Here is a 12,970-nt window from a genome sequence, read left to right as displayed (position 1 = left end):
GCAATGCCGGCCGGCGCGGGAGTGCGGCGATGAACCTGCTGGCCTTTGACACCAGTACCGAGATGATGTCGGTCGCCGTGAGCCGCGTGCTGGGTGATGCGGGCCAGACCAGCGAGGTGTGGCAACACACCGCCCCTGGCGGCGCCCAGACCTCGGCCAACCTGATCCCCACCATTCAGCGCCTGATGGCGCAGGCGGGCCTGCAATACGGGCAACTGGACGCGATTGCCTTCGGCTGCGGCCCCGGCTCGTTCACCGGCTTGCGCACCGCCTGTGCCGTGGCGCAGGGGCTGGCGTTTGGCGCGGAGGTCAAGGTGGTGCCGGTCGATACCCTGCTCAGCGTGGCCGAAGAGGCTCGCGCCCGGCACGCGGCCGCGCTGCAGAACTATCAGGTGGTGGCCCTGCTGGACGCCCGCATGGACGAAATATATGCCGGCAGCTATGTCTTCAAGAACGGGCACTGGACGCAGATCAGGGACAGCCGCCTGATTCACCCCGAAGGGCTGGTGTGTGAGCCGGGCTGGACGCTGGCCGGCAATGTTTTTACCGCCTATGGCGCGCGCCTGTCTGCCCCCGCGGCGCAGCGTGTCGATGCCCTGCCCACCGCCACCGCCATGCTGCGGCTGGCACCGGCCCTGCTCGCCGCTGGCGCGGCGGTGCGTGCCGACCAGGCGCTGCCGCGCTACATCCGCGACAAAGTGGCCAAGACCACCCTGGAGCGCGCCGCGGAGAAAGCCGCCCTATGAGCGCCGTCCTCAAAACGACCGAAGCCCGGTTTGAACCCATGACGGCGCAGAACCTGGAAGCGGTGCTGCGCGTGGAGCAGGTGGCGTATGCCCATCCCTGGGTTCTCGGCAACTTCCTCGATGCGCTCAAGTCGGGCTACGAGGCGCAGTTGTTGATGGCCGATGACACCCTGCTCGGCTATTTCGTCGCCATGAAAGGGGTGGACGAAGTGCATTTGCTCAACATCACCGTGGCGCCCGATTACCAGGGCCAGGGCTGGGCGCGCGTCATGCTGGATGCGCTGGCGATCTGGGCCCGGGGCCAGGGCGCGGACTGGTTGTGGCTGGAGGTGCGGGTCGGCAACCTGCGCGCGGTGCAGGTCTACGAAGCCCAGGGCTATCGCCGGGTGGGCCAGCGCAAGAATTACTACCCCGCCGTCCATGGCCAGCGTGAAGACGCGCTGGTGATGAGCCTGCGTCTGGGAGAATGCATTGATGAGTCTTGACCTCGACCAACGCCAGCGTGCCATGTTGCAGGAGATGGGGGTGCGCGTCTGGCTGCCCGAAGCCGTGGCCGATGTCGGCCTCGCGGCTGAGGTAGCCGGGAGTGAAGAGGAAACGGAAACGGAAACGGCTGCCGCGATTGCTATCGAAATAATAGCTATTGAGGCAATAAACACGGGGGCTACAGCCTCAAAGGCACCAGATTCGCGGGTGCCCGACCGGCGCGAACCCGCGCCACCCGTTGCGCCCGCCGGACTGTCTGACGGCATTGCGGGCATGGATTGGCCCACACTGGCACAGACCGTGGCCAACTGTCAGGCGTGCGCCTTGCGCACCGGGCGCCGGGCCCCGGTGTTCGGCGCTGCCGATGCCGAGGCACCTCGTCAGGCCGACTGGCTGGTGGTGGGTGAGCCCCCGGATGAGGCCGAGGAGCGCCAGGGTGCGCCCTTCGCCGACCAGGCCGGCCAATTGCTGGACAACATGCTCAAGGCCCTTGGCGTCAGCCGGCGTGGCGGGACCGCCAGCAGGGCGAGCGCGGCCTATGTCACCAACGTCGTCAAGTGCCGTCCGGCCGTGGTGCGCAATCCCGACGCGCAGGAGCTCGCCGCCTGTGAAAACTACCTGCGCCGCGAGGTGGCGCTGGTGCAGCCCAAAGTCATTCTGGCCATGGGGCGCTTTGCCGCCCAGGCGCTGTTGCAGGGCAGCCTGCCCGAAGTCGCCAGCATCCCGCTGGGCAAGCTGCGCGGGCAAATCTACCGTTACCACGGCATTCCGGTCGTGGTGAGCTACCACCCGGGCTACCTGTTGCGCACCCAGCAGGACAAGGCCCGCGCCTGGGCTGATTTGTGCCTGGCGCTGGAACTGACACAGTAGGGCGCTTGCAGCCCAGCCCTAACCAAGAAACACAGCGCGCCACATTCAGGAGTCAACCAGCATGCCATCGAAAGCCCTGCGCGTTATTGCGCTCACCTTGATCATCCTGGCCCTTCTCGCCGGAGGCTGGCTCTGGCTGACGCTGCATTGGGACTACTCGGCGGGTGAGCGCGCCGGCTATGTGCAGAAGTTTTCCAAAAAGGGCTGGCTCTGCAAGACCTGGGAAGGCGAAATCGCGATGGTGACGATGCCGGGCGCTATCCCGGACAAGTTCGACTTCACTGTGCACGACGACGCCGTCGCCCAGAAAATCAATCTCCTGGCCGGCAAGCGGGTGGTTCTCAGTTACCGGCAGCACCGATTCATCCCCACCTCCTGCTTTGGAGAAACCGAGTACTTCGTTGACGGCGTGCGGGAAATGGTGGATACGCCAGCGGCTGCACCGGCGCCCAGCGTGTCGCAAGGGCAATTGCAGACCCCACGCTGAGCGCGGCGAACGAAGTACCAGGCTCATGCCGCAGAGCCGTCAAGCCGCCGACCAGGACCCCGCGCGGCTGTTCCTGGCCCTGTGCCCGGGTGAGGCTGTCCAGGCCGCGCTCGCCGTGCACAGCGATGCATGGCAGTGGAACACCGATGCCGCGCGCTACGCGCCGCCCGACTGGCATATCACGCTGCATTTCCTGGGGTCCGTGCCACGCCAGCGCCTGGATGAGCTGCGATCGGGGCTGGCCGTGCCCATGACGCCGTTCGAACTGCGCTTCGGGCAACCTGAACTCTGGCGGCACGGCCTGGCGGTGTTGCTGCCCGACGCCGTGCCTGAGGGTTTTCAGCTCCTGCATCGCAGCCTGGCGCAGGCCCTGCAGCGGCTGGGCCTGAAAACCGAGGCGCGCCCCTACCGCCCCCATTTCACGCTGGCCCGCCATGCCGCGTTGGTGCAACTCCCGGCGCAGCCCCCAATGTTCGGCTGGCACGTCGACGGCTATGCCCTGATGGAGTCCACGGGGGACGCCCGGCAGCGCTACCGGGTGCTGCAGCGCTACGGGTCTGTCGCGTGAAGGCGATCATCCGCAGCGCCCGGCGAGGCGGTAATCACGGATTGCGGTACTTTGGTGGATTTCAGTGGATGGCGCAGCATCGAGCCAGGGTTTTTGTAAGGTTCTGGTTGCAGTGAGCGGTTATATATAAGAACATGATGAATTCCCGCCCATGACCGACTCGCCCACCCCGCTCGTTGGCAACTCCCCACTGTCTTCGGTCCAGCAGACGCTGCTTGAGTACCAGGCCATTCTCGAAAATGCCTCGGTCGGCATCCTGTTCAGCCGCGACCAGCGGGTGCTGCATTGCAATCCCGAGTTTTCGAAGATCTTTGGCTGGCCGCAGGGCGAACTGGTTGGCCAGCACGGCTCCGTGTTCTATCTATCGCCAGAAGACTATGCCGAGATAGGACGCATTGCGTCGCCCATTCTCTCCAGCGGGGCGCTGCTGGACCGTGAAATGCAGTTGCGTCGCAAGGACGGCAGCACGGTCTGTTGCCGCATGCGTGCCAAGGTCATCAACCCGCAAAACACCGCTGAAGGCACGATCTGGATTGCCGAGGACATTGGGGAGCGAAAACGCGCGCAGGCCGAGCTGGAGGAAGTGCTGCTCAAGCAGCAGGCCATTCTCGAAAATGCCTCCCTGGGCATCATGTTCACCAGCAATGGCCGGATCGTGCATTGCAACCCGCGCGCCGAGGTCATCCTGCACTGGCCCGTCGGTGCCTTGACGGGTCAGAAAGCTGAAGTGTTCTTCAAGGATGCGCAGGACTATGCCCGTTTTGGGGAGGCGGTCGGCCAGAAGCTGGCGGCCGGTGAGCTGGTCGACATCGAGTGGCTCAATGCCCGCAAGGACGGTGTGCTGATCTGGTGCCGCCATCTGGCCAAGGCACTGTCAACGGCCGATGGCAGCCGCAGCACGATCTGGATTACCGAAGACATCCGTGAGAAGAAGTCAGCGCAGGAGGCCCTGGCCAGCGCCCACCGGGAGCTTGAGCAGCGGGTGCGGGAGCGGACCGAAGAACTGGCACAGGCCAATGCGCGCTTGATGCTGGAAGTGGCCGAGCGCAAGGAAATCGAAAACCATCTGCGCGCCAACGAAGCACGATTTCGGGACTTGTCGGAAATGTCATCCGACTGGTTCTGGGAGCAGGACACCCATTTTCGCTTCATCGAAATGTCGGTCGGACTTATCCCAACGAAGCTGCATCCCTACAGAACGATTGGCAAGACGCGATGGGAATTGCCCATTGTTGGTTTGACGCAAGCGCAACTGCAGGAACACCGGCAAGTCCTTGAAGCACATCAGCCCTTCAAGGACTTTGTTTACCAGATGGAGACCCAGCCCGGTCAACTGCGATGGTTCTCGATCAGCGGCAAGCCGGTGTTCGAGAACGGGGTATTTCTTGGGTATCGCGGCACGGGCTCGGACATCACCGAGCAGAAGGTCTCTGAGCAGAAAATCGAATTCCTTGCCTACCATGATCCCCTGACCGGGCTGCCCAACCGCCTGCTGCTGCAGGACCGCGTGCAGCAGGCCATGGCGCATGCAGATCGCACCGGGACCCAGCTGGCACTGATGTTTCTCGATCTGGACAATTTCAAGAAGATCAATGACTCGCTGGGGCATGCCACGGGCGATGCGCTGCTCAAGGAGGTCGCGTCGCGCCTGAGTGAATGTGTTCGGGACACGGACACCATCAGCCGACAGGGCGGCGACGAATTCGTCATCGTGTTGAGCGACCTGCCCGACCTCGATGCCACCACACCGGTACTGGCCAAGATCATGGGACGTCTGCAGGATCCGTTTGATACGGACGGCAACGAACTCTCGACATCGGTCTCCATCGGGGTGGCCATCTATCCCGAGGATGGGCATAATTTCGAGACCTTGAGCAAGAAGGCCGACACGGCCATGTACCGGGCCAAGGAAGCGGGGCGCAACACCTACCGCTTCTTTGATGAAGAAATGAATGCCGAGGTGGTTGAACACCTTGTGATTCGCAATGGACTGCGACGCGCTTTGGAGCGAAGTGAATTCATCCTCCACTACCAGCCCCAGATCGACCTGGCCAGCGGCGCGGTGATTGGCGCGGAGGCGCTGATTCGCTGGCAGCACCCGGAGTTCGGTCTGGTATCCCCGGGGCGGTTCATCTCCATTGCCGAAGACAGCGGCCTGATCGTTCCCATGGGGGAATGGGTGATCCACGAGGCCTGTCGACAGGCCATGGCCTGGCAAACGGCCGGCTTGCCCGAGCTTGCGATAGCCGTGAATCTGTCGGCCGTGCAGTTCAGGCACGGCCACGTGGAACAAACCGTGCTCAAGGCCCTGGCACTGTCGGGCCTTGCGCCTTCCCTGCTGGAACTGGAGCTGACCGAATCCGTCCTGATCCAGAATGTCGAGCAGGTGCTGGGCAGCGTCAAGCGGCTCAAATTACTGGGCGTGAAACTGTCCATCGACGATTTCGGCACCGGCTATTCCAGTCTCTCGTATCTCAAGCGGTTTGACGTCGACAAACTCAAGATCGACCAGTCGTTTGTTCGCGATCTGGCGACAGATCCGGACGACGCCGCGATTGTGAAAGCCATTGTCCAGATGGCACACAGCCTGGATCTCCAGGCCGTTGCCGAGGGGGTGGAAACCCCGGAGATCCTGCAACAACTCCGCAGCATTCAATGTGACGGCGCACAGGGTTATTATTTTGCCCGTCCCATGCCGGCGGACGAATTCGCGCGCTACTTGACCAGTTCAAGGCCAATGTGAAAATGGACTGCGCGTGCCCGCCGTGGGGCAAAATCTTCCCATGACCCCCTCTGCCGACACTTCACCTTCCATCGAACTTTACGACGAACCGGGCCACCTGATCCGTCGCGCGCAGCAGATTGCGGTGTCCAAGTTTCACGACGTCCATGGCCGGCATGTCACACCGATTCAATACGCCATTCTGCGCACCTTGCATGAAACGCCGGGCATCGACCAGGTGACCCTGGCCCAGATGATTGCACTAGATACCTCGAGCACCGCCGATATCGCGGCCCGGCTGGAAACCAAGGGCTGGATCCTGCGCGAAGTGCTGCCGCGGCGCCAGCGCCGCCTCTCTCTGACACCGGCCGGCGAGGACGTGCTGCTCGAGCTTCGCCCGGGCGTGGACGTGATGTACCGCGGCATGATGAGCAGCCTGGAGCCGGAAGAGCAAAAGGAGTTCATGCGCTTGCTGCGCAAGTTCGTGCATTTGAACGACCGCCAGGACAAGTTGGCCGGACGCAAAACTAAGGGTTAATACCTAGGTTCTTGGGCTTTCGCTGCAGATAGTCATTCCGTACAATGAATGAGATTCAGCATGCTGAATATAGAGTCGAGACCAATAATCCACCTGCAGGGTCTGCCGCAGGATTTTTAATTGAACAAGGAGTCATCATGTTCCCGAAAAACACGTGGTACGTCGCCTGCACCCCCAATGAAATCGACGAGAAGCCGCTGGGTCGCAAGATATGCGGCGAGAGCATCGTCTTCTACCGCGGGGAAGAAAACCGCGTCGCCGCCGTCGAAGACTTCTGTCCGCACCGTGGCGCGCCCTTGTCACTGGGTTATGTGTGCGAAGGCAAGCTGGTCTGCGGCTACCACGGCCTGGAGATGGGTTGCGACGGCAAGACGATTTCCATGCCGGGCCAGCGCGTGCGCGGCTTCCCCGCGATCCGCAGCTTTCCCGTGGTCGAGCGTTACGGCTTCATCTGGGTCTGGCCGGGCGATGCGGCGCAAGCCAGTCCTGACAAGATCCCGCATCTGGAGTGGTATGACAACCCCGAGTGGGCGTATGGTGGCGGCCTGTTCCACATCAACTGCGACTACCGCCTGATGATCGACAACCTGATGGATCTGACGCACGAGACCTACGTCCACTCCACCAGCATCGGCCAGAAGGAAATCGACGAGACCCCGAGCAAGACCACGGTTGAGGGCGACATGGTGGTCACCAGCCGTTTCATGGACAACATCATGCCGCCGCCGTTCTGGAAGCTGGCACTGCGCGGCAACAACCTGGCCGATGACGTGCCGGTCGATCGCTGGCAGATTTGCCGCTTCACACCGCCGAGCAATGTGATGATCGAAGTCGGCGTGGCGCATGCCGGCAAGGGCGGCTACGACGCACCGGCCGAGCACAAGGCCTACAGCGTGGTGGTCGACTTCATCACGCCGGAGACCGAGACCTCGATTCACTACTTCTGGGGCATGGCGCGCAAGTTCAACCCCAAAGACAAAGCGCTGACCGCCACCATCCGCGAAGGCCAGGGCAAGATTTTCAGCGAAGACCTCCAGATGCTGGAGCTGCAGCAGAAGAACCTGCTGACCTACCCCGAGCGCGCCCTGCTCATGCTCAACATCGACGCCGGTGGCGTGCAGTCGCGCAAGATTCTGAACCGCATCATGGCCGAGGAGCAGGCGGCCAAAGCGTCAGCGGGTGCTTGAGGACAAGCCATGAGCAATGCATCGACTTTATCGGTCCGCGTGGCGCGCAAGGCCACGGAAGCGCTGGACATCAGCACCTTCGAGTTGGTGGAGGTCAATGGCGGGCCCCTGCCGGCCTTCGCTGCCGGCTCCCATGTGGACGTGCAGTTGCCCGGTGGCCTGACACGCCAGTATTCGCTGTGCAATGACCCCAAGGAAACCCACCGTTACCTGATCGGCGTGCTGCGTGACCCGGCCTCGCGCGGCGGCTCGCAGGCAATGCACGAGCAGGTGCAAGAGGGGCAGGTGCTACAGATCAGTGCGCCGAAGAATCACTTCCCGCTGGCGCACGATGCCCGGCGCAGCCTGCTGCTGGCCGGTGGCATCGGCGTGACGCCGATCCTGTGCATGGCCGAGCGGCTGGCCATCACCGGGGCTGATTTCGAGATGCACTACAGCACGCGCTCGCGCGAGCGCACCGCCTTCTACCAGCGCATCGTGTCGTCCGCCTATGCGCCCCAGGTGCAGTTCCATTTTGACGATGGACCCACGGCCCAGAAGCTGGACCTCGCCGGGTTGCTGGCAGCGCCGCAAAGCGGCGTGCATCTGTATGTCTGTGGCCCCAAGGGCTATATGGATGCGGTACTGAGCACAGCGCGTGCGCAAGGCTGGCCCGAGAGTCAGCTGCACTACGAATTCTTCGCCGCCGAAGTGGTCAAGTCAGAGAGTGACGCGAGTTTCGAAATCAAACTGGCCAGTTCGGGCCGCATTGTCACGGTACCCAAAGACATGACGGTCACCAAGGCGCTGGCCGCGGCTGGCGTGGAAATCATGATGTCCTGCGAGCAGGGTGTGTGTGGCACGTGCCTGACGCGGGTGCTCGAAGGTGTGCCGGACCACAAGGACAGCTACCTCACGCCCGAAGAGCAGGCGGCGAACGACCAGTTCCTGCCCTGCTGTTCCCGCGCCAAAACCGCGATGCTGGTGCTGGATCTTTGAGGCCCGTCGCTCCGGGCCGCCAGGGTGCCGTAGTCCGGGCGGCGCTTCTTACAATACCCGGATGACATTCCTCGACATGCTGCGCACCGCCGAGCGCCAAAACGGCTCGATGTTGTGCGTGGGGCTGGACCCCGAGCCCACCAAATTTCCGGCCAAACTCCGCGGTGACGCCAGCAAGATTTACGACTTTTGCGCCGCGATGGTGGATGCGACCGCCGATCTGGTGATTGCCTTCAAGCCGCAAATCGCCTACTTTGCGGCACACCGGGCCGAAGACCAGCTGGAGCGTCTGATGGCGCACATGCGCCGTGCCGCGCCCCAGGTCCCCATCATCCTGGATGCCAAGCGCGGCGACATCGGGAGCACGGCCGAACAGTACGCGATTGAAGCATTCGAGCGCTATGGGGCCGACGCAGTGACTCTGTCGCCGTTCATGGGCTTTGATTCGGTGCAGCCCTATCTGAAGTACCAGGGCAAAGGTGCATTTTTGCTGTGCCGCACCTCCAACCCGGGCGGCGACGACTTGCAGTCGCAGCGCCTCTCCAGCATCGAGGGTGCGCCACTGCTGTACGAGCATGTGGCGCGACTGGCGCAGGGTCCCTGGAACCTCAATGGCCAGTTGGGGCTGGTGGTGGGCGCTACTTATCCGGCAGAGATTGAACGGGTGCGCGCAGTGGCCCCGACCCTGCCGCTGCTGATTCCCGGTGTCGGTGCGCAAGGCGGCGATGCCGCGGCCACGGTCAGGGCGGGCTGGCGTGGGGTGAACGGCGAAACGGTGGCGCCCATCATCGTGAACTCGTCGCGCGCCATTCTCTACGCGTCGTCCGGCGAAGACTATGCCGCTGCCGCCCGGCGCGAGGCGATCAGGACCCGGGATCTCCTGCAGGCGGCCAGACCGCCCGCCTAGACCCTGCAAGGCCACCGATCTGGTGGCTTTTTTGCAACTCCAAACTGTTTTTCCTGGTAACAGATTGCAAGCCCCTTAGGTGAAATTGGCACGGTCCACTTAGCCTCGGGGCTTCGCCTTTTCCGCCCCTTTTTCGGGGAAATGTTGCCATGACGCAAAACCTTGTTGACGAAGTGGGTGCAATGGACGCCGTTGAAGCGCCCTTGCCGGAGCAGCCTTCTTCACCGGCCGGAGCCGCGGCGGCGGCCGCACTGGCTGCTGCGGCGCTGGCCGCCTGCGGTGGTGGGGGTGGCGGCTCAACGTCTGGCGCCAGCACCCCGGTGGGGGGCACCAGCATCAGCCTGAGCAACGCCGGCTTCAACTATGTGACACCGGCCACCGATGAAGACGCGGCGCGCTTCCTGCTGCAGGCCCAGTTTTCGGCCAGTGACGCAGAGATCGCCTCGCTTCGGGCCACCGGCTGCACGGTCTGGCTGGAGCGTCAGGTGGCCCTGCCTTTTGGAACCACGGGCTGGGACTGGCTCAATGGCAAGGGCTATGGCGATGTGCTCAATCCTGCCAATTACTACGACAGCAGTGCGCCCGGCGACTACATGGTCTGGAACCAGCTCATGACCGCGCCTGACCCCTTGCGCAAGCGCGTGGCACTGGCGTTGTCCGAGTTCTTTGTGGTGTCGCTCAGCGGGCTTGATTTCAGCTGGCGCAGCCACGCCATGGCGCATTACTGGGACACGCTGGCGGCCCATGCGCTGGGCAACTACCGTGACTTGCTGGAAGCCGTCACCCTGAACCCGGCGATGGGCTACTACCTCAATACCAAAGGCAACAAGAAAGAAAACTCGTCGGGCCGCCAGCCGGACGAAAACTACGCCCGTGAGGTGATGCAGCTGTTCACCATCGGGCTGCACCAACTCAATCCGGATGGCAGCGCCAAGGTTGACGGTGCCGGCAACAAGACCGACAGCTACAGCGCCAGCGACGTGAGCAATCTGGCGCGTGTTTTCACGGGTTACGACCTGGACCAAAGTCAAAACGTGAACACCGTGATACCCCAAACCGGCGGCGGCACTCGCACGGTGGGTAGCACGGCCTTTGCCCGTCTGCCGATGGTGCTGACGGCCAGCAATCACTCTACCCTGGCGGCGACGTTTTTGGGAACCACCATTGCCGCCAATACACCGGGAGCGGTCGCCCTCAAGACCGCGCTGGACACGCTGTTCAATCATCCCAACACGGCGCCATTTTTTTGCCGGCAAATGATCCAGCGGCTGGTCACCAGCAACCCCAGCCCGCAGTATGTGAAGCGCGTGGCGGATGTCTTCATCAACAACGGCGCCGGGGTGCGTGGGGACCTGGCGTATGTCTTTGCCGCCATCCTGAGGGATGACGAAGCGCGCGACCCGGCGAATCTGGGCCAGACCGAAATCGGCAAGCTGCGCGAACCGATGCTGCGGCTGGTGCAATGGGTGCGCACCTTTGGCGTCAACTCCACCAGTGGTGCCTGGAAGATCGTTGACTTGAGCAATGCCGGAACGCAACTGGGGCAAAGCCCGCTGCGCTCGCCGTCGGTTTTTAATTTCTTCAGGCCCGGCTATGTGCCGCCATCCACCGGGCTGACCGTCGGCGTGGTGGCCCCCGAGTTTCAGCTCGTCACGGAAAGCAGTGTCGGCGGATACCTGAATTACATGATGGGGGTCATCTCCAGTGGTCTGAATTCGGGCGACATCAGCGCCGCCTACACCAATGAACTGGCTTTGGTCACCGACGCGGCAGCGCTGGTGCGGCGCATTAACCTGCTGCTGTGTGCCGGACAGTTGTCGGCGGCCAACCACACGCTCATCGTCAACGCCTTGAACGCTACTGCGGTCACGGCGAGCAGCTCCAGCACCATCAAGCGCAACCGCGTCTGCGCGGCGGTGTTGATGGTGATGGCGTCTGCCGAGTACCTGATCCAGAAATAAGAGAAGGCCCGACATGCATTTACTACAAGCCCAACACCATACCCGCCGCGCCTTTCTGAAGCGTTCCGGTCAGCTGGCACTGACCGGCACCGCCCTGCCACTCGCGCTGAACCTGGCGGCCATGGGTGAGGCCGCCGCTTTTGACGCCACTGACTACAAGGCACTGGTTTGCGTGTTCCTGTACGGTGGCAACGACTATGCCAATACCGTCGTGACGTATGACGACCCCAGCTACAACCTGTACAGCGCCATCCGCGGCGGTGGCGTGGGGCAGACGGCCGGCGGCATCGCGTTGGCCAAGGCGGATCTGGCGGCCACGCTGCTGAATCCCGCCGTTGCGCCCGTGGATGTTCTGGGGCAGGCGCGCCAGTACGCACTGCATCCGTCCATGAGTGGCGTGGCCAATCTGTTCAACACCGGCCACGCGGCGGTGCAACTGAACGTGGGCCCGCTGGTGGTGCCGCTGACGCGCGCGCAGTACAGCAATTCAAACCGGGCCCTGTACCCGCGGCCGCCGCAATTGTTTTCCCACAATGACCAGCAATCCATCTGGCAATCGTCCTCGCCCGAGGGCTCCAAGGTGGGCTGGGGTGGCAACATCGGTGACCTGGCGTTGTCGGGCAACTCCAACTCCCTGTTTACCTGCATGTCGGTGACGGGCAATGCGGTCTTTCTGTCGGGTGACACGGCGCTGCAGTACCAGGTCAGCACCACCGGTGCCATCCGGATCCGACCCGCCACAGACCCCACGGTCTATGGCTCCAGTGCAGTGCGCGGCGCCCTCAACAGCCTGATTCAGCAAGCCAGGCCCCAGAAACTGGAAAACGAATACAACCGGGTCACCCAGCGCGCCATCAATGCGGAAGGCTCGGTGACGGCGGCCCTGGCGCTGACGCCTCCTGCCACGGTGTTTCCGACCGACAGCTTTGCACAGCAGCTGAAAATGGTGGCACGCCTGATCAAGGGCCAGGCCACGCTCGGCGCGACGCGCCAGGTGTTCTTTGTGTCACTGGGCGGCTTTGACCTGCACGACAACCTGGTTGGGCAGCAGTCCGCTTTGATGGGCCGGGTGAGTGCCGCCATGACGGCGTTTTACGACGCCACGGTCGAGATGGGGGTGGCCAACAAGGTGACGGCTTTCACCGCCTCCGACTTCGGCCGGACCCTGGCCTCCAACGGTGACGGCTCGGACCATGGCTGGGGCAGCCATCACCTGGTGGTGGGCGGTGCGGTCAACGGCAAAGCGTTCTACGGCGTCCCACCGCCGGTCAGTGTCGCCAATACCGCCGCGCCGGAAGACCAGTGGCACGTGGGGCAAGGCCGGCTGCTGCCCAGTACCTCGGTAGACCAGTACGCCGCGACGCTGGCCAAATGGTTTGGCGTGGCTGACGGTGAACTCACCGGCATCCTGCCCAACCTCGGCCATTTTGGCGGAACCGGTTACCCGGTCAATCTCGGCTTTATGCTCTGATGCTATCGAATAGATAGCGACATACGCAAATTCAACGAGGGCTGGTGCC

12 protein-coding genes are annotated in these 12,970 nt (G+C 63.1%); all 12 read left to right on the top strand.

All coding sequences use genetic code 11. The annotated features are described in order from the left end of the window. Positions 1-29 precede the first annotated feature (29 nt). A complete protein-coding gene (gene tsaB / locus Q7T10_RS00295; RefSeq protein ID WP_304744638.1) occupies positions 30-746 on the top strand; it encodes a tRNA (adenosine(37)-N6)-threonylcarbamoyltransferase complex dimerization subunit type 1 TsaB in 717 nt (238 codons plus the stop codon). Further along, positions 743-1,231, top strand: coding sequence for a ribosomal protein S18-alanine N-acetyltransferase (gene rimI / locus Q7T10_RS00290; RefSeq protein WP_304744636.1), 489 nt, complete (start codon positions 743-745; stop codon positions 1,229-1,231). Before tsaB ends, rimI begins: the two co-directional genes overlap by 4 nt. After that, on the top strand, positions 1,221-2,102 hold the full coding sequence (locus tag Q7T10_RS00285; RefSeq protein WP_304744633.1) for a uracil-DNA glycosylase: 882 nt from the start codon (positions 1,221-1,223) through the stop codon (positions 2,100-2,102). The genes rimI and Q7T10_RS00285 overlap by 11 nt, the downstream gene beginning before the upstream one ends. 61 nt (positions 2,103-2,163) lie before the next feature. After that, positions 2,164-2,589: a hypothetical protein gene (locus tag Q7T10_RS00280; protein ID WP_304744631.1), complete on the top strand. Its 426-nt coding sequence runs from the start codon at positions 2,164-2,166 to the stop codon at positions 2,587-2,589. A gap of 25 nt (positions 2,590-2,614) precedes the next feature. After that, positions 2,615-3,157, top strand: a complete 543-nt coding sequence (gene thpR / locus Q7T10_RS00275) for an RNA 2',3'-cyclic phosphodiesterase (RefSeq protein ID WP_304744629.1) — start codon at positions 2,615-2,617, stop codon at positions 3,155-3,157. Between the two features lie 151 nt (positions 3,158-3,308). Further along, positions 3,309-5,900, top strand: a complete 2,592-nt coding sequence (locus Q7T10_RS00270; RefSeq protein ID WP_304744627.1) for an EAL domain-containing protein — start codon at positions 3,309-3,311, stop codon at positions 5,898-5,900. A gap of 40 nt (positions 5,901-5,940) precedes the next feature. Then, on the top strand, positions 5,941-6,417 hold the full coding sequence (locus Q7T10_RS00265) for a MarR family winged helix-turn-helix transcriptional regulator (protein WP_304744625.1): 477 nt from the start codon (positions 5,941-5,943) through the stop codon (positions 6,415-6,417). Between the two features lie 137 nt (positions 6,418-6,554). Then, positions 6,555-7,604: an aromatic ring-hydroxylating dioxygenase subunit alpha gene (locus Q7T10_RS00260; RefSeq protein WP_304744623.1), complete on the top strand. Its 1,050-nt coding sequence runs from the start codon at positions 6,555-6,557 to the stop codon at positions 7,602-7,604. 9 nt (positions 7,605-7,613) lie between these two features. Further along, on the top strand, positions 7,614-8,582 hold the full coding sequence (locus Q7T10_RS00255) for a PDR/VanB family oxidoreductase (RefSeq protein WP_304744621.1): 969 nt from the start codon (positions 7,614-7,616) through the stop codon (positions 8,580-8,582). Between the two features lie 61 nt (positions 8,583-8,643). Beyond that, positions 8,644-9,489, top strand: coding sequence for an orotidine-5'-phosphate decarboxylase (gene pyrF, locus Q7T10_RS00250; protein WP_304744619.1), 846 nt, complete (start codon positions 8,644-8,646; stop codon positions 9,487-9,489). A 149-nt stretch (positions 9,490-9,638) separates the two neighbouring features. Then, positions 9,639-11,450 (top strand): DUF1800 family protein, encoded by a 1,812-nt coding sequence (locus Q7T10_RS00245; RefSeq protein WP_370653701.1) that lies wholly within the window; start codon positions 9,639-9,641, stop codon positions 11,448-11,450. Positions 11,451-11,463: 13 nt separating this feature from the next. Continuing rightward, entirely contained in the window at positions 11,464-12,921 is a 1,458-nt protein-coding gene (locus Q7T10_RS00240; RefSeq protein ID WP_304744617.1) for a DUF1501 domain-containing protein, read from the top strand. The last annotated feature ends 49 nt before the right edge of the window (positions 12,922-12,970 follow it).

Source organism: Rhodoferax sp. (assembly GCF_030646845.1).
Taxonomy (GTDB): domain Bacteria; phylum Pseudomonadota; class Gammaproteobacteria; order Burkholderiales; family Burkholderiaceae_C; genus Rhodoferax.
The sequence above is the reverse complement of the archived record's forward strand: the minus strand, read 5'-3'. Positions and strand labels throughout refer to the sequence as shown.